Origin of the sequence: Loktanella sp. DJP18 (genome assembly GCF_049310965.1) — a bacterium.
Classification (GTDB): Bacteria; Pseudomonadota; Alphaproteobacteria; order Rhodobacterales; family Rhodobacteraceae; genus Loktanella.
Window position 1 is genome coordinate 1 of the sequence record NZ_JBMERN010000003.1, and the last position, 17,461, is coordinate 17,461.

Here is a 17,461-nt window from a genome sequence, read left to right on the forward strand (position 1 = left end):
CTTCATTCTGGCCAGATGATCCTGCACCGAAAGCAGGATCATGAGCCTTTTTGCGACCGACTTCGACGAAACAGGCGCGCTGCATGATACCGGTGCGGACCTTGAGTCCGCGACCGGCCCCGGGCTTGTCGATCAGGTCCGGATTGCGACACGCGTGGCCGCCGAAGATGATCCCCTGATCCGACGCCTACTGGCGACGGATCAGATCTCGGCCAGGATCGCCCGACAGGCCCGCCTGATCGCCGATCGTGAACGGCTGCCCATCGCGGACGTCCTGCGCACAAGGTTCAGCGTGTCCCCCAGGGTGCTGGTGCTGGCCGAAGGTGCCGACCTGTCGTGCCCGCTGGTCGACCCCGCCGTGCAGCCCCCGGACCGTGCGCTGGTCGGCCGCTACGGTGTCGCGCGCGCCATGACGCACACTGTCCTGCCATGGCGGCAGGTCGGTAACTGCACACTGGTTCTGGCCCCTTGCTACGACACATTCCTGCGCCACCGCACCGGGTTGGAAGACGCCTTGGGTCCGGTGCGGATGGCCCTTTGCACGACCGACCAGATCACGTCGGTTCTGGCGCGCGCCTTCGGCGCGGACCTTGTGCAGCGGGCCGAGACACGCCTGCCCGCCAGTCAAAGCAGTCGCGGCTGGCGCACCGGGCCAGCGATGGTCCTGTCGATGCTTCTCGTCAGTGCGCTCGCCATCACCGCTGTGACGGCCCCCGTCACCCTTTTGTCGGTGCTGTCCATCATCGCAGTCGCCCTGCTTGTCCTGACCGGCACCATCAAGGCCGCTGCGGCGCTGATCGGCAGCGGACCCGATCCGGTGCCGGTCACGGCCGAAGCCGACATGCTGCCGGTCATCACCCTGCTGATCCCGCTTTACCGCGAAGGCGCAATCGCCGATCACCTGCTGACCCGGCTCGAGGCGCTGGACTATCCGCGTGAACGGCTCGACGTCTGCCTCGTGCTGGAAGACGACGACACCACGACCCGCACCGCGCTGAACCGCACGCATCTGCTGACGTGGATGCGCCCGATCGTCGTGCCACAGGGGACGTTGCGCACGAAGCCGCGCGCACTGAACTATGCGCTGGATTTCGCGCGCGGCAGCATCGTCGGCATCTACGACGCAGAGGATGCGCCCGACCCCAATCAATTGCGCATCGTCGCCGCCACATTCGCCACAGCACCGCCGCAGGTCGCCTGCCTGCAAGGGGTGCTGGACTACTACAACAGCTCTGCCAATTGGCTGACCCGCTGTTTCACCATCGAATACGCCAGCTGGTTTCGCGTTGTGCTGCCGGGCTATGCGCGCATGGGCCTCGTGGTGCCGCTGGGCGGCACGGCATTGTTCTTTCGGCGCGAAATTCTGGAAGGGCTGGGCGGCTGGGACGCGCACAACGTCACCGAAGACGCCGATCTGGGGCTGCGATTGGCCCGCGCCGGGTTTCAGACGGTCTTCATCCCCTCCGTCACCTTCGAGGAAGCGAACGGCCGCTTCTGGCCCTGGGTCAAGCAACGGTCACGCTGGCTGAAAGGCTATGCCATCACCTACTGCGTCCACATGCGCAATCCGGCCCGATTGTGGCGCGACCTGGGGGCATGGCGGTTCTTTGGCGTGCAGGTGCTGTTCGCGGGCACCCTGTCCCAGTTCCTTCTCGCACCGTTGATCTGGTCGTTCTGGCTTATCCCGCTGGGACTGAATCACCCGGCAGCGGCCCTGCTGCCCGTGCCGGTCTTCTGGACGATGGTCGGCCTGTTCGTTCTGGCCGAGGTCACGAACCTCGGGGTCGCGGCGCTGGCCCTGCGGCGCGCGAACAAGCGGTGGCTGCTGCCCTGGGCGCTGTCACTGCAACTCTACTTTCCGCTGGGCTCCATCGCAGTCTACAAGGGTCTGCTGGAACTGACCTGAAAGCCGTTCTACTGGGACAAGACGGCACACGGCATTCTTCTGCCCAAACGGTCACGCGGTCAGGGCACCCCCTGACCTGACATCGGCGGGGTTCGGTCCGTCACTCTGCCGCTTCGACCTTGGCCGCATCAAGGCGCAGGCGCGTGACGAACGCCTGAGATATGTGGTCCCGCAGGGCCGCGTCGGCGGCGTCACCGTCACCGGCGGCAATCGCCTCAACGATGCGCCCGTGTTCCTCCAACGTGTCGGCCCCACGGCCTTCGGCCGAGATCGAGGTCGTCGCCAGCAACGCCATCGACCGATGCACAAGGTCGAGTTGCTGCACCAGAAATCGGTTGTGCGATGCAAGGTGGATCTGTTTGTGGAACCGCCGGTTCGCCCGCGACAGTCCTGCCGGATCGTTGCGCAGGGCCTGATCGGCGGCCAGCATGTCGCGCAGCACGGCGACTTCTTCGGGGGTCGCGTGGCGGGCGGCAAGGCGCGCCGCCAGCCCTTCCAGCGTCCCGCGCACGACATAAAGTTCCGCCATCTGTGTGTGATCCAGCGAAGCCACGATCAGCGACCGCCCGTCGCGGGTCAGCAGGCTTTGCGTTTCAAGCCGTTGCAGCGCCTCGCGCACCGGCGTGCGGCTGACGCCAAGCCGGTCGGCCAGCTCGCTTTCCACCAGCCGGTCGCCGGGCTTGTAGATGTGGCTGTCGATGGCTTCGAGGATCAGCGTATAGGCGTCTTTCTGCGGCGTGGCACGGTCCTGCATGGCGGTCTCCTCCTCTGGCGCACACCTTAGTCGCGCTTGGGGACTGCGGGCAAGGATGTCGCATGCCTCCGACCTTTCCGGCTACGCCGCTTCACCCTATATGCAAGGCATGGACAGAGACGCGACAGACATCCTCATCAGCGGCGGCGGCGTGGCGGGCCTTGCGACGGCGATCGCCTTTGGCGCGGCCGGATTCGACGTGATCGTCGTGGACCCTGCAGCACCCGTCACGGATGCGACACAGGACGGAGCCGATCTGCGCACCACGGCATTCCTGCAACCGGCGCAGGCCTTTCTGGCGCGTGCGGGTCTTTGGGACGCATTGTCCCCCGACGACACGCCGCTTGCCGTCATGCGGATCGTGGACGCGGCCCGGGACCCCGCCGTGACCCGCGATTTCGTGGCCAGCGACATCTCTGACGCGCCCTTTGGGTGGAACCTGCCGAACTGGCTGCTGCGGCGCGTGATGGTGGACCGCATAGCGGACATGGCGAACGTGACCCTGCGCACCGGCACCGGCTTTGCCGGCATGGTCGCGCGGCTCGACTGTGCCCTTGTGCGTCTGACCGACGGTGGCCAGATCGCGGCAAAGCTCGTGATCGGTGCGGATGGTCGCAATTCGGCCGTGCGGCAGGCCAACGGCATCGAGGTTACCGTCAAGCGCTACGGGCAAAAGGCGATCACCTTTGCCGTCACCCATCCCGCTCCGCACGACGGCATCTCGACCGAGGTGCACCGTGCCGGCGGCCCCTTTACCCTCGTCCCCCTGCCCGACCACGAGGGGCTGCCCTGCTCGTCGGTCGTCTGGATGGACACCGGCCCGCACATCGCGACGCTGGCAGCACTGTCGGACGCCGACTTTGCCGCCGCCGCGAACGCCCGCAGCGCCGGTGTGAACGGCCAACTGACGCTGGTGGGCAAGCGGTCGGTCTGGCCCATCGTCAGCCAGATCGCCGACCGCATCACCGCCCCGCGCACCGCCCTGGTGGCAGAGGCCGCGCATGTGGTGCCACCCATCGGCGCACAGGGCCTGAACATGTCGCTGGCCGACATGGCGTGCTTGCTGGACCTTGCGGTGGCGTCGCCGCAGACCTTGGGCGAACCAGCGATGCTGTCTGCCTACGCCAAGGCGCGGCACGGCGACATGCGCCTGCGCGTCACGGGCATCGACGTGCTGAACCGCACCTCGATGGCCGCAAGCCCGCTGGTCCACGACCTGCGTGCCCTCGGCGTGCGGGCGCTGCACGATGCAGCCCCCGTCCGTCAGCGGCTGATGAAACTCGGCCTTGGTGCGTCCTAAAGGACGCGGGTCAGCACCGGCAGCAGGCGGTCCAGCGTGCCCTGCACGTCGTACAGCTTGTCGAGCCCGAACAGCCCAAGCCGGAAGGTCATGAAACCCGCGGGCTCGCCGACCTGCAACGGCACCCCGGCGGCAATCTGCATGCCTTCGCGCACGAAGGCGGCACCGGACTTCACCTCTGGATCGTCGGTATAGCTGACGACGACGCCGGGGGCCTGAAAGCCATCCGCCGCGACGGACCGCACGCCCAGTCCCGTCAGATGCGCGCGCACGGCATTGCCCAGTTCCCACTGGGCTGGCTTCAGCCTGTCAAAGCCGTAGTCCCGCGTTTCTTCCATCGTGTCGCGAAAGGCGCGCAGGCCGTCCGTCGGCATGGTGGCGTGATAGGCATGGCCACCGTCCTCGTAGGCTTTCATGATCGCGCGCCACTTCTTCAGGTCGCCTGCGAAACTGTTCGAGGTCGTGGCCTCCAGCCGCTGCGCGGCGCGGTCGGACAACATGACAAGGCCCGCGCAGGGCGTCGATGACCACCCCTTTTGCGGGGCAGAGATCAGCACATCCACCCCCGTGGCCTTCATGTCGACCCAGATGCAGCCCGACGCGATGCAGTCCAGCACCATGATCGCGCCGACCGCATGCGCCGCATCAGCCATCGCTTTTAGATAATCGTCCGGCAGGATCATGCCCGCGCTGGTTTCCACATGCGGGGCAAAGACGACATCGGGCTTCGCGTCATGGATCGCCTGCACGACATCCTCGATCGGTGCCGGTGCAAAGGGCGCGCGACTGTCGTTGCCGGTCTGATGCGCCATTTTCACCGTCGTCTGCGCGGCAAAGCCGCCGGCGTCGAAGATCTGGGACCAGCGGTAGGAAAACCAGCCGTTGCGCAGGATCAGGCAGTGCGCGTTCGTGCCGAACTGCCGCGCCACCGCCTCCATCCCGAAGGTGCCGCCGCCGGGGACGATGGCGACCGCATCCGCACCGTAGACCTCCTTCAGCATGGCGGAACAATCGCGCATCACCTGCTGGAACACCTTCGACATGGAATTTAACGACCGATCCGTGAAGACCACCGAAAATTCCATCAGCCCGTCCGGGTCGACCGGGGTGTGCGTCATCTGTCCGTCCATCGCGTCCTCCATCGCTTTGCCATCCGAGGTAGGCCGAAACGCGCAAGCTGGCAAAGCCTATCTTGGCATACCGTATAACAGTGGCCCCCTTACAAAGGGCCGGGTCTGCGCTCCTCGCTCAGCATCACGTTCGCCTCGACCTGACCGACCCCGGGCAGGGTCATGATCCGCCGCCGCAGGACCCGTTCGAAATCCGCCAGATCGCGGGCGACGACGCGCAGGCGATAATCGTAAAGCCCCAGCACATGGGTCACGACCTGCACTTCGGGGATCGCGCCCACCGCGCGTTCAAAGTCCTCGAGACTGACGCGGCCTTTCGTCGCCAGCTTGATGCCCAGAAACACGGTGACCCCGAACCCCAGCCGTTCGGCATCCAGCAGCAGACGGCGCCCGGTCAGAATCCCCGCGTCCTGCAAACGCCTGATCCGCCGCCAGGCCGCGGGCTGGCTCAGCCCCAGTTGCCGCCCCAAGGCCGAGGCCGACTGCCCTGCATCCGCCACCAGCAGACGCAGCAGCGCGCGGTCCAGATCGTCCAGCGTCACAGGGGCAACCCCATCTCGGACTTCACGGCGGCGACGTCCATCAGCGCCTCGATATCCGCGATGTGCGGCAGCGACAGGATGCGGGTGCGGTAAAGGTGCTGGTAATGACCCAGATCGCGCGCCACCAGCGCCAGCCGCACATCGACGCGGCCCAGAAAGGTCTGGATTTCCAGCACCTCCGCCACATCGCGCGCATCGGTCAGAAAAGCGTCGAACGCGCCTGGCACCGTCTTGTCCAGCGTGATGCGCAGGCTGACCTGCAGCGGATATCCCAGCGCCGCCCAGTCGATAACCGCGGTCTGGCCCCGGATGATGCCGTCCGCCGTCAACCGGTCCAGCCGCCGGGTCGCCTGCCCCGCCGTCAGGCCGGCCAGGACTGCCAGCTCCGGCACGGTCAGGCTGGGGTCCGCCTGCATCCGGCGCAACAGCGCCCTGTCCTTGTCATCCTGCATGAAACTCTCGAAAACTGGCGAAATGGCGCATGATCCCATTCATCTGGCCAGATAAACTCAAAATTCTGCTCTCGCAAGTGCGGCTGAAATCAATATGGTGCGCCACAATGCAACAAACCAAGGATGAACCCCATGCGCGTTTATTATGACCGCGATTGCGACGTGAACCTGATCAAGGACAAGAAGGTCGCGATCCTCGGCTATGGCTCTCAGGGCCACGCCCATGCGCTGAACCTGCGCGATTCGGGCGCCAAGAACCTCGTCGTCGCCCTGCGCGAAGGCTCACCCAGCGCCAAAAAGGCCGAAGCCGAAGGCCTCAAGGTGATGGGCATCGCGGAAGCCGCCGCTTGGTGCGACCTGATCATGTTCACGATGCCCGACGAACTGCAGGCGGAAACCTACCGCAAATACGTCCACGACAACCTGCGTGACGGGGCCGCCATGGCCTTTGCCCACGGTCTGAACATCCACTTCGGCCTGATCGAACCGAAACCCGGCGTCGACATCATCATGATGGCACCCAAAGGCCCCGGCCACACGGTGCGCGGCGAATACACCAAGGGCGGCGGCGTGCCCTGCCTTGTCGCCGTTCATCAGGACGCGACGGGCCGCGCGATGGAAATCGGCCTGTCCTATTGCTCTGCCATCGGCGGTGGCCGGTCCGGCATCATCGAAACCAACTTCCGCCAGGAATGCGAGACCGACCTGTTCGGCGAACAGGCGGTGCTCTGTGGCGGTCTGGTCGAGTTGATCCGCATGGGCTTCGAGACGCTAGTCGAGGCCGGTTACGAGCCCGAGATGGCCTATTTCGAGTGTCTGCACGAGGTGAAGCTGATCGTCGACCTGATCTATGAGGGCGGCATCGCGAACATGAATTATTCGATCTCGAATACGGCCGAATACGGCGAATACGTCTCTGGCCCGCGCATCCTGCCTTACGACGAAACCAAGAAGCGCATGAAGGACGTGCTGACCGACATCCAGACCGGCAAGTTCGTGCGTGATTTCATGCAGGAAAACGCCGTTGGTCAACCGTCGTTCAAGGCCACCCGTCGCATCAACGACGAACACCAGATCGAGAAGGTTGGCGAAAAGCTGCGCGCGATGATGCCGTGGATTTCCGCGGGCCGCATGGTGGACAAGGCCAAGAACTGATCCCTGCCGCCAGTGCAGCGAAAGGCCCGCCTCGGTGGCGGGCCTTTCTCATATCGATTCCTTTTCAGCGAAAGGGCTGCGGCCCCGGTCCATCCTTGGCCAGCGACGATTTGGGCGCATTGGGGTCTTTCATCTTTTTCTCGGTCTGCGCCTTGCTATAGAGGGAGAAGACGATGGCCGCGAGCAATGTGAACATCGCCAGCAGCGGCAGCAGAAAATTCCAGTCCATGACGGGTCTCCGGTATGTGGGATTGGTGTGGCAGAACGTCAGGACCTAATGCAGAACTCAACCACAGGTTCCCCGGCACCGACGCGCGGCAACTGGGCCTCGATCTTCGTGCTGGGTCTGATCTGGGGCGGCACCTTCATGGTCGTGGCGGTCGCCCTGCGCGGCTACGGCCCGCTGACCGTCGCCTGCGCCCGCACGACGCTGGGGGCGCTGGCGCTGCTGGGCCTGCGGGCGGCGCTGCGCCGGCCCTGGCCGGACGTGTCCCCGCGCCTTGTGAAGTACCTGTGTTTCATCGGCATCCTGAACACCGCCTTGCCCTTCGTCCTGCTGTCCTGGGGCCAGCAATACGTGCCGTCGGCCTTTGCCGGCATCTCGATGGCGGCGCTGCCGCTGTTCGTGCTGCCGCTTGCCCATGTCTTCAGCGACGAGGCGCTGTCCACCCGCCGCCTGATCGGCGTCATCGTCGGTTTCATCGGCGCTTTGGTGCTGATCGGCCCCGGCGTGCTGCGGATCGGAACGGGGTGGGAACCGCTGGGCCAGCTTGCCTGTGTTGCCGCCGCAATCTCCTACGCGATCGCAAGCATCATGACCCGGCGCTGCCCACCGATCGATCCCATCGCCCTCGCATCGCTTACGTTGGTCGTGGGATCGGTGGCGCTGATCCCCGCCATGCTGCTGGTCGAGGGCGTGCCCGGTCGCGCCGCGCCGCTGCACATGGCGGCCATCGTCTTTCTCGGCCTGTTTCCCACGGCGCTGGCCGCCCTGCTGCGGGTGACGGTGATCCGCTCGGCTGGCTCCGTATTCATGACGCTGGTGAATTATCAGGTGCCGCTCTGGTCGGTCCTGTGCGGTGCCCTCATCCTGTCGGAGAGCCTGCCGCTGCGGTTCTTTGCGGCCCTCGCCCTGATCCTCTGCGGCCTTGCCATCAGCCAGTGGGCCAGCCTGAAACGGCTCGCGACCCGCCAGGCCTGACGCCGACGCCCCGCATTCTTCTGGTCAAAAATATCCCGGGGTTCGGGGCAGCGCCCCGAGGGGATCAGGCGACCCGCGCGACCTCGTCCACGATGCCGTCCACCACCATCAGCAGCAGGTCCGGGTCCTCGCATTCGGCCATGACCCGGATCAGCGGCTCCGTGCCGGACTTGCGGATCAGCAACCGGCCCTTGCCCGTCAGACGCAGTTCCGCATCGGCAATGCAGGCCTGCACGCTTGCGTCCGCCAACGGGTTCGACCCCGCGGCAAAGCGGACATTCTTCAGCATCTGCGGCACGGTCTGAAACTGCCGGGTCAGGGCCGAGGCCGGCTGCCCGGTCTCGATCATCGCGGCCAGGAACTGCAGCCCTGCCAACAGGCCGTCGCCGGTCGTGGCATAATCGGTCATCACGATGTGGCCGGACTGTTCGCCGCCCAGATTATGACCGCCACGGCGCATCGCCTCGACCACGTAGCGGTCGCCGACGCTGGTGCGTTCCAGTCGCAGCCCGTGACCGTCGAGGAACCGTTCCAGCCCGAGGTTCGACATCACGGTCGCGACCAGCGTACCGTTCGCCAGTCGATCCGACTGCGCCCACCGATGCGCCATCAGCGCCATCAACTGATCGCCGTCCGCCACGCGCCCGGTTTCGTCCAGGATCATCACGCGGTCCGCGTCGCCGTCAAGGCAGATGCCGACATCAGCCCCGTGGCTGACGATCGTCTCCGACGCCTTGCGGGTGTGGGTCGATCCGCAGGCATCGTTGATGTTGAACCCATTCGGCGCGGTGCCGACCTCGATCACCGTGGCCCCCAGTTCCCACAGCACCTCGGGTGCCACCTTGTATGCGGCACCGTGGGCGCAGTCGATGACGACCTTCAGGCCATCCAGCCGCATACCGTGCGGAAAGGTCGATTTCAGACGTTCCGCATACCGGAACCGCCCATCGTCGATCCGCTTGGCCCGACCGATGTTATTCGACTGCGCAGGCTCCACCCCGTCGAAGATCAGGCGGGAAATCTCCTCCTCCGCTGCGTCCGACAGCTTGAACCCGTCGGGCCCGAAGAACTTGATGCCGTTATCATGATGCGGATTGTGACTGGCCGAGATCATGATGCCAAGGTCGGCACGCATGGAACTGGTCAGCATCCCCACCGCCGGCGTCGGCACAGGCCCCAGCAGCAGGACATTCATGCCCGTGCTGGTCAGGCCCGCCGTCAGGGCGTTCTCGAACATGTAGCCGGACAGCCGCGTGTCCTTGCCGATGACGACCCGGTGGCCGTTCGATCCGTCGTTGCGGAAATAGCGCCCGGCCGCAGCCCCGATGCGCAGCGCCATGTCGGCGGTCATCGGCCAGGTATTCGCCGTGCCGCGAATGCCGTCGGTACCGAAAATCTTCTCAACCATGTCTAAACCTCTGTCACGGCCTGCATCATGTCGCAGGCTGCCTTGGTATCCTTGGTATCGTGGACCCGGTGGATTTGCACCCCCTGCGCGATGCCCCCCAGCGTGACCGAGAGGGAACCCGCCGCCCGGTCCCGCGCCAGGTCCCGCCCGGTGATCGTGCCGATGAACCGCTTGCGCGACGCTCCCAGCAGAACCGGACACCCCAACGCGTGAAACAGCGACAGACGCCGCAACAGCGCAAGGTTGTGCGCTTGGGTCTTGCCAAAGCCGATGCCGGGATCGATGACGATGCGGTCCCGCGAAATCCCAGCCGCGACCGCCGCCGTCACCCGCGCGTCAAGGTGATCGTAAACGTCCAGCAGCACGTCGGCATAATGCGGGCTGGCTTGCATCGTGGCGGGATTGCCCTGCGCATGCATCAGGCAGACGGGGCGGCCACTGTCGGCCACGACCTGCCCCATGCGGGCATCCCAGGTCATCGCCGAAACGTCGTTGACCAGCCCCGCCCCCGCCGCAATAGCCGCCTTCGCTACCGCCGCCTTGCGCGTATCGATCGAGATGGCGACGTCGCTTTGCGCGCGCAGCATCGCGATGACGGGGACGGTGCGGGCGGCCTCTTCCGCATCGGAAACAAGGGTTGCGCCGGGCCGCGTGCTTTCTCCGCCGATGTCGATGATGTCCGCGCCTTCGGCCTGCATCTCGAGCGCGTGGGCCAGGGCGGTGTCGCGCGCCACGAAGGCACCGCCGTCCGAAAAGCTGTCAGGCGTCACGTTGAGGATACCCATGATCCGGGGCCGACCCATGTCCAGCCCTGCGACAGCCGTGCGCGGTGCGGTCAGCCGGTCGCGCACGTCGTCCGGCAAATCGGCTGCGGCGATGATGCGGGGGGCCGCGTCGCGCGACAGCACCTCCACCCGGTCGAACCAGCACCAGCCACCCGCCAGCGTCTGCGCACCTTCCGGGCGCGCGGGATCGGTCTGCGGCACGGGCCGGTAATACAGCGTCATGTCAGGCGGTCGGCCGTGGCGGATAGGGCGCGCACCGGAAACGCGGCATTCGGTGCATCGGCCCCGATCAAAAGCAATTCCGCCGCATCCATCTGGTCCGCGAACCAGACCGCAAGGGCCACCGCATCCTGCCGGCCGGCCGAGGGACCGTCGACCGCATCCAGGACGATCTTGGACGGGGCCCAGATGCAGGTCTGGCCGTTCTTCATGGCCCAGTCGAGCTCTGTCCGGCTGCCCACGACGATCAGGCGTGGATCGCGCGCGGCCAGCACCCAGGCGTTCTGCTCGATCGCCAGCAGGTCGATACGGCGTTGCGCCAGCGCATGGGTCGCCTGCGGGGCGGCGACGCCTGCGGCACCGACGCAGACGATCAAGGGCGCATCCAGCGCGATGGCCTGATCGAGCCAGCCTTTCAGTTGCGGCGATTCCACAGCCTCCGGCGACAGGAACAGCACGCGCGGGTGTGGCGCCGCCTCATGCACCTGCACGGCGGAGCGTTCGCCGCCGCGGGCGCGCACGATCTCGACCCCCAGAGAAAACAGGCCGCGATCCAGCTTTTCGATCCGCACGAAGACGCGTTCGGCCTGCGGCTCTCTCAGGATACGCTCGGCCACCCGCGCGGCGAGGGTTTCGAGAAGGTTGATCCGCTCCGCACGCAGTTCCGCACCGATCGCCTCGGCCACCCGGTCGTAGGACAGGATGCGGTCGACGTCGTCGTCGATGGGGCCGGACAGCGGCAGCACCTCGACCACGACGTTGAAGCGGACCCGCTGCAGGTGGCCGCGTTCCTGCTGAAAGGCACCGATTTCCACCTCGACCACGTAGTCGCGCAACGAGATGCGGTCATAGGGAATATTGCTGCTGGCCGCCGCACGTTCGGACGGATGGGCGAAGGCCAGTCTGATGTCGTCGGTCATGCGCTGCCCTGCCCGTTTGCCATCCGTGGCATAACGACCGGACCCGCGGGTCGCAAGCGGTGGCGTCAGTTCGACGCGCTGCGGGTCGGCTGCTTGTAGAAATAATGCGCCCCGATGCTGGCCGTCCTCGGGAACCGATTCGCCCATGACGGATGCACCGCCTTCGTGTGGTAATGCGTGGCACCTGCCGTCAGACCGCGCGGCAGGCCGTCGATCAGCAGCTTCGCGACCTTGCCGACGCGGGAAAACGCCGCCCGGTTACCGATGGAATCGGAGTTGTTGTCGCAGGTCCAGGTGAACTGGCAAGCGAACTTCCTGCCCGTGCCCTGATGCACGACGCCGCAGATGGTGCCCGGATATTCGGCGCTGTCCACGCGGTTCATGATGACCTCACCCACCGCAAAAATTCCCTGCAGCGATTCGCCTCGCGCCTCGAAATACAGGGCGTCGGCCAGACATTCCCATTCCGCGTTCCCTCTCGGGGACGTCATCGAGGACAGGAATCCCTCGGTCATCACGGCCGCGCCGTCGGCGGGCATGGTATTGCGCCGCGCACTTTCGGGCACGGCGGTCAATGTCGAAAGACGGGTGTCCGGCACGATTTCCAAAGCCTGACGTTCCTGCCCCAGCACCGCACCCAACCGCGCCGAGAGAACTTCGTCGGCCATGGCCGCAGTGGCGGCGGTCAGACTGGCAAGTGCAAAGGCAGTGGACAACAGGCGGCGCAGGTTCGGCGTCATCGGTCAGGCTTTCGTTCCGCACGGTCAGCCCCGTACAGGCAGCGCTCTCATAATGAAAAATGACGTAATGGTCCACCTGACCGCCCGGCAGATTCTCGCCGCCCATTTCGGGACCTGTCAAAAGCAGTCGCGTGTCCCTTATTTCATGGGCATTTGCGTATAGGCAGCCTGCCGCCCATCCGCCGCGGCTCTGTCTGCCAGCGTCAACTGGGCGGCGGAAAGCCGCGCAAGCGGCACGCGGAACGGGGAACATGACACATAATTAAACTTTTGCGACCGGCAGAATCCAATCGCGGCCCGCGTCCCGCCATGTTCGCCGCAGATCGAGACGACCACGTCGGGTCGCCCGGCGCGCCCCCGCGCGGCACCGATGGCCAACAACTCTCCCACGCCTTCCAGATCGAGCGTGTGGAACGGGTCTTCCTCATACACACCCTGCTGGACATAGGCCGACATGAACCGGCCCGCGTCGTCGCGCGACAGGCCATAGGTCATCTGGGTCAGATCGTTGGTGCCGAACGACAGGAACGAGGCATATTTCACGATGTCCTGCGCCCGCAAGGCCGCCCGCGGCGTCTCGACCATCACGCCCAGCTTGAAGGCAAAGGCGATGCCCGTCTCGCGCTGAACTGCGGCCGCAACGCTGTCGATTCGCGTCTTGATCAGTTCGACCTCGCGCATGGCGCTGATCAGGGGAATCATGATCTCGGGCTGCACGGACAGGCCTTGCCCCGTCACGCAGGCAACGGCTTCAAAGATCGCGCGGGCCTGCATTTCGTAGATTTCGGGAATAGCGATGCCCTGACGCACGCCGCGCATCCCCAGCATCGGGTTGTATTCCGACAGCGCCTGCACCCGGTCCGTCACGGCCGTCAGCGGCATCGCCAGCTGTTCGGCCAGATCGCGCTGGCCCGGTTTGTCGTAAGGCAGGAATTCGTGCAGCGGCATGTCGAACAGGCGAATGCAGACCGGCCGCCCATCCATGATGCTGAAAAGCTTGATGAAATCTGCACGCTGGATCGGCAGAAGTCGATCCAGCACGACGCGGCGGTCGTCGGCGGTCGCGGCAAAGATCATCTCTCGCATGACGCCCAGCCGGTCGCCTTCGAAGAACATGTGTTCGGTCCGGCACAGACCGATTCCCTCGGCGGCAAAATTGCTGGCGGTCTGCGCGTCCGTCGGCGTGTCGGCATTGGCGCGCACGCCGATGTCGCGAAAATCGTCGGCCCAGGTCAGCAGCGTCTGAAAGGCGTCGTCCAGCGTCGCCTCGAGCATCTGCGGCGCGCCGGCCAGCACCGTGCCTGTGGTCCCATCCACCGTGATGATATCGCCAGCCGCGAATCGCCGGCCGCCGGGGGCCACGATCTCGGACCGCTTGCGGTCGATCGTCAGGTCGGAGGCACCGACGACACATGGGACACCAAGGCCCCGGCCGATGACCGCAGCGTGGCTGGTGATGCCGCCCCGCATGGTCAGAACCGCCTGCGCCGCGTGCATTCCGCGGATGTCCTCCGGCGTCGTTTCGCGCCGGACCAGCACGCAGGGCTCACCGCGCGCGGCGCTCGCCTGCGCCTCGGCAGCGGACAACACGATACGCCCTGTCGCGGCACCGGGGCTGGCCCCGATGCCGCGCACGATGATGTCGCGCGTGGCGGCAGGATCGACCTGCCGGTGCAGCATCTCGGACAGCGCATTGGGCGGCACGCGCATCACCGCCTCTTCGCGCGGGATGATCCCGGCGCTGGCCAGCGCCACGGCGATCTGCACCAGCGCCCGGCTGGACCGTTGGACGCGCACCGCATCGAGGATGTGCAGCACGTTGTTTTCCAGCGTGAACTCGATCTGCATCTCTTCGCGCAGACGCGCGCGGCAGATCTCGCCGTAATGGATCAGCGCGGCGAAAGCAGCCGGACAGATATCCTCCAGCCCCTGGCCCCGCGGGTCGCTGGTCAGGAACATGGCGCCGTCACGGCCATTCAGCGCGTCGCGCCCCTGGCTCTGGCTCAGATACCGGCCCGTGACCTGCGGTTGGCCGTCGGAAGAGCTGACGAACTGGATCACGCCGGACCCGCTCTCGTCGGCACCCACACCCAGGGCCAAGGCCTGCACGACTAGACCAAGGCCAGCATCGACAGGCGCACCCTTCGCCTCGCGGAGCAGGCGCGCACTGGTGCCGTCCCATGCTCGCGCCATGGATCGCAGCACCTCGGAGAGCTGCACGGCAACGTCCTGCGGGAAGGGTTCCTCGGCCTCGAACTCGTAGGTGTCCAGCGCGACACGCAGGGCGTCCGAATCCTTCATCTTGGGGAAATCGAACGCATCGGGGTCAAGACGCGCCACATGGACCGCATAGGATTGCACGAAACGCACATAGAGCGCGGTCGCAGCTTCCTCTCCGACACGGCGGGCCAGCGCGGCATGGGTCGCATCGTTCAGGCCGATGTTCAGGATCGCCCCCGGCCCGCCCCAATCCGGGTCTTGCGACGACGGCCGCACGGACAGCAGCGGATCTGGTCCGAACGGGGCCAGTAAGGCCTGCATGTCAGGCAGCTTGCCTTTGGCGCAGCGCAGGACGGCGTCGAACGACAGCGCCAGCGTTGTCGGCACCGGCATGTCGAGGCGGATGAGGCGTTGCAGGCATTTCGCGCGCCCACCATGCACCGCCGGCGACATTGGCGCCGTTGGCGTGATCAACGTCACGTCCTGATAGGTCTGCGGTTGCTGCACTGCGGCGATCCTTCGTTCACGGGCAACATAGGGCCGCGCGGCGACGCGTGTAAAGCGATGGTGACACCCTGCGACTTTTGTCGCAGCCTCAGCCTTCGATCTGCGTCAGGTCTGCGACCGACAGGCAAATTTGCCTTATGCGCGACAGCAGGTTCAAACGGTTGCGCCGCAGGATCTGGCTTTCCGCGTTGACCTGAACGTCCGTGAAGAAGCGGTCGATGGGTCCGCGCAGGGCAGCCATCGCGGCCATCGCGGTGCCGAAATCCTCATCGCGCATCGCCGGGGCGATTTGCTCTTCGGCGGCATCGAGGGCCGCGAAGAGGTCCTTCTCCGCCGCGTCCTCGGCAAACTTCGGGTCGGCCCCGTAGGAATACTCGACGCCGTCCTTCGCCTCGGCCTGCGTCAGGATGTTGTTGGCGCGCTTGAAGCCCTGAATGAGGTTCCCGCCGTCGTCGGTCTCCAGCGTAGCCTGCAAAGCTTTCGCTTTCTGAGCGATCCTGAAAATATCTGGGTCAGGAAAAGGTTGATCCAAGATGCTTTCAGATGCCCCTTTTTCAACGAGGCGCTTTGCTTCAACAAGCCTATCATTGTCCGCAAAAAGGCACGCTTGGATAACGTCGTATCGAATGCCATCCGCGCGAAATAGCTGGACGAGCCGTTCAGAAATAAAAGAGAAAAGTTCAAGTGGCCAGTGAGGATGCGCTGTGCGTGATTTAATCAGGCTATAAAGATCAAACCGCAGTTTATTCTCCAGCACCAACCGGATCACCCCCAGCGCCGCACGGCGCAGCGCGAACGGGTCTTTCGAGCCCGTCGGCTTTTCGTCGATGGCCCAAAAGCCGGTCAGCGTGTCCAACTTGTCGGCCAGCGCCACGGCGACGGACACGGGTGCGGTCGGCACGGCGTCGGAGGGGCCTTGCGGTTTCCAGTGATCCTCGGCGGCGGCGGCGACGGCGGCATCGCGCCCCGCCGCAAGCGCATAGTAACGGCCCATCAGGCCCTGCAATTCGGGGAATTCGCCGACCATTTCCGACCGCAGGTCGGCCTTGGCGATCAGTGCGGCCTCGAATGCCTGATCGGGGTCTGCCCCAACCATCGGCGCGATCTCGCGCGCCAGGGCGGCGATCCGGTCGATCCGGTCGCGCTGTGATCCCAGCTTGTTGTGGAAGGTGACGGCGGCCAGACCGTCCAGCCACGGCTGCATCCCGGCCTTCGCGATCCGCAGGTCGTTGTCCCAGAAGAATTTCGCATCCGACAACCGCGCCGACAGCACCCGCTGATTGCCGTTCAGGATCGTGGCACCGTCATCGGCCGCCTCGATATTGGCGACAGTGATGAAGCGTTCGATCCGCCCGGTCTTGGGGTTACGGACGGAAAAGAACTTCTGGTGTTCCTTCATGGACGTCTGCAAGACCTCTGGCGGCAGGTCGAGGAAAATCTCCTCGATCCGCCCCATCAGCACGACGGGCCATTCGACCAGACCGGCGACCTCGGCCAGCAGGCCGCGATCCTCGACGACCTCCAGGCCATTGGCAAAGGCCTGACTTGTGGCGTCCTGCCAGATCGCGTCAGCCCGTTCATCGGGTCGCAGCATGACCTTCGCGCGCTTCAGCTTTGCCTCGTAATCCTCGAAAGAAGTTACGGAAAACGGCTGCGGTGCCATGAAGCGATGACCGCGTGTCGTGTTGCCCGATGCGATGCCGTCCACGTCCAGCGGCACCACCTCTGCCCCGTCGTCACCGACCAAGATGCAGAGAATGGAATGCAGCGGCCGCACCCAGCGCAGAGTGCCTGTCCCCCAACGCATCGACTTGGGCCAAGGGAATGTGCGGATCGTGCGCTCCAGCACCTCGGCCACGATCTCGGGCGCGCTGCGCCCCGGCTTGTCGATCACGGCGACGTAGAAGGCACCCTTCTTGTCCTCGCGCGTTTCCAACTGGTCAACAGTCAGCCCGACACCACGCAGGAAACCGTCCAGCGCCTGCTGCGGTGCACCGACCTTCGGGCCCTTGCGCTCTTCACGCACGGCGCGGCTCTCGGCCGTCAGATCCTCGACCGACAGCACCAGACGGCGCGGTGTGGCGAATGCTGCAGCAGCGGCATAGGTCAGCCCGGCCTCGACCAGACCGTCGGTCACCAGCTTCTTGAGGTCGGCACTGGCCTGCGCCTGCATGCGGGCGGGGATTTCCTCGGAGAAGAGTTCGATCAGCAGGTCGGGCATG

Annotated in this window: 15 protein-coding genes; 4 read left to right on the forward strand and 11 right to left on the reverse strand. The window is 65.5% G+C overall.

Going from position 1 to position 17,461, the window contains the following annotated elements:
• The first annotated feature begins 40 nt into the window (after positions 1 to 40).
• Positions 41 to 1,906 carry a glycosyltransferase family 2 protein gene (locus ACOI1H_RS01185; protein WP_422434888.1) on the forward strand — a complete coding sequence of 622 codons (1,866 nt, stop codon included), beginning with the start codon at positions 41 to 43 and terminating at the stop codon, positions 1,904 to 1,906.
• Between the two features lie 100 nt (positions 1,907 to 2,006).
• Here the strand turns inward: ACOI1H_RS01185 and ACOI1H_RS01190 are convergent, their stop codons facing one another.
• Positions 2,007 to 2,660 carry a GntR family transcriptional regulator gene (locus tag ACOI1H_RS01190; RefSeq protein WP_422434889.1) on the reverse strand — a complete coding sequence of 218 codons (654 nt, stop codon included), beginning with the start codon at positions 2,658 to 2,660 and terminating at the stop codon, positions 2,007 to 2,009.
• 109 nt (positions 2,661 to 2,769) lie between these two features.
• On the opposite strand from ACOI1H_RS01190, the gene ACOI1H_RS01195 reads away from it, so the two are divergent.
• On the forward strand, positions 2,770 to 3,960 hold the full coding sequence (locus tag ACOI1H_RS01195; RefSeq protein WP_422434989.1) for an FAD-dependent monooxygenase: 1,191 nt from the start codon (positions 2,770 to 2,772) through the stop codon (positions 3,958 to 3,960).
• On the opposite strand, the gene ACOI1H_RS01200 is transcribed toward ACOI1H_RS01195, so the two are convergent.
• The 3 genes from ACOI1H_RS01200 to ACOI1H_RS01210 all read right to left on the reverse strand — a co-directional run bounded on the left by ACOI1H_RS01200 (position 3,957) and on the right by ACOI1H_RS01210 (position 6,084).
• Positions 3,957 to 5,078 (reverse strand): aminotransferase class V-fold PLP-dependent enzyme, encoded by a 1,122-nt coding sequence (locus ACOI1H_RS01200; protein ID WP_422434890.1) that lies wholly within the window; start codon positions 5,076 to 5,078, stop codon positions 3,957 to 3,959. The two genes, ACOI1H_RS01195 and ACOI1H_RS01200, sit on opposite strands and share 4 nt — an antisense overlap.
• A 101-nt stretch (positions 5,079 to 5,179) precedes the next feature.
• Entirely contained in the window at positions 5,180 to 5,632 is a 453-nt protein-coding gene (locus ACOI1H_RS01205) for an Lrp/AsnC family transcriptional regulator (protein WP_422434891.1), read from the reverse strand.
• On the reverse strand, positions 5,629 to 6,084 hold the full coding sequence (locus ACOI1H_RS01210) for an Lrp/AsnC family transcriptional regulator (protein ID WP_422434892.1): 456 nt from the start codon (positions 6,082 to 6,084) through the stop codon (positions 5,629 to 5,631). Before ACOI1H_RS01210 ends, ACOI1H_RS01205 begins: the two co-directional genes overlap by 4 nt.
• 132 nt (positions 6,085 to 6,216) lie before the next feature.
• On the opposite strand from ACOI1H_RS01210, the gene ilvC reads away from it, so the two are divergent.
• Entirely contained in the window at positions 6,217 to 7,239 is a 1,023-nt protein-coding gene (ilvC, locus tag ACOI1H_RS01215) for a ketol-acid reductoisomerase (protein ID WP_422434893.1), read from the forward strand.
• 64 nt (positions 7,240 to 7,303) lie between these two features.
• Here the strand turns inward: ilvC and ACOI1H_RS01220 are convergent, their stop codons facing one another.
• Positions 7,304 to 7,468, reverse strand: coding sequence for a hypothetical protein (locus ACOI1H_RS01220; RefSeq protein ID WP_422434894.1), 165 nt, complete (start codon positions 7,466 to 7,468; stop codon positions 7,304 to 7,306).
• Positions 7,469 to 7,516: 48 nt separating this feature from the next.
• On the opposite strand from ACOI1H_RS01220, the gene ACOI1H_RS01225 reads away from it, so the two are divergent.
• Positions 7,517 to 8,440 (forward strand): DMT family transporter, encoded by a 924-nt coding sequence (locus ACOI1H_RS01225; RefSeq protein ID WP_422434895.1) that lies wholly within the window; start codon positions 7,517 to 7,519, stop codon positions 8,438 to 8,440.
• A 64-nt stretch (positions 8,441 to 8,504) separates the two neighbouring features.
• On the opposite strand, the gene glmM is transcribed toward ACOI1H_RS01225, so the two are convergent.
• From glmM to glyS, 6 genes are all read right to left on the reverse strand, one after another.
• Positions 8,505 to 9,848 carry a phosphoglucosamine mutase gene (glmM, locus tag ACOI1H_RS01230; RefSeq protein WP_422434896.1) on the reverse strand — a complete coding sequence of 448 codons (1,344 nt, stop codon included), beginning with the start codon at positions 9,846 to 9,848 and terminating at the stop codon, positions 8,505 to 8,507.
• 2 nt (positions 9,849 to 9,850) lie between these two features.
• Positions 9,851 to 10,855 (reverse strand): dihydropteroate synthase, encoded by a 1,005-nt coding sequence (gene folP / locus ACOI1H_RS01235; protein WP_422434897.1) that lies wholly within the window; start codon positions 10,853 to 10,855, stop codon positions 9,851 to 9,853.
• Entirely contained in the window at positions 10,852 to 11,772 is a 921-nt protein-coding gene (locus ACOI1H_RS01240) for a dihydroneopterin aldolase (protein ID WP_422434898.1), read from the reverse strand. The genes folP and ACOI1H_RS01240 overlap by 4 nt, the downstream gene beginning before the upstream one ends.
• Positions 11,773 to 11,837: 65 nt before the next feature.
• Entirely contained in the window at positions 11,838 to 12,512 is a 675-nt protein-coding gene (locus ACOI1H_RS01245) for a cell wall hydrolase (protein ID WP_422434899.1), read from the reverse strand.
• A 138-nt stretch (positions 12,513 to 12,650) separates the two neighbouring features.
• Complete coding sequence (locus ACOI1H_RS01250; protein ID WP_422434900.1) at positions 12,651 to 15,239, reverse strand: putative PEP-binding protein; 2,589 nt, start codon at positions 15,237 to 15,239, stop codon at positions 12,651 to 12,653.
• A gap of 88 nt (positions 15,240 to 15,327) precedes the next feature.
• Complete coding sequence (gene glyS, locus ACOI1H_RS01255) at positions 15,328 to 17,460, reverse strand: glycine--tRNA ligase subunit beta (protein ID WP_422434901.1); 2,133 nt, start codon at positions 17,458 to 17,460, stop codon at positions 15,328 to 15,330.
• Between the last annotated feature and the right edge of the window lies 1 nt (position 17,461).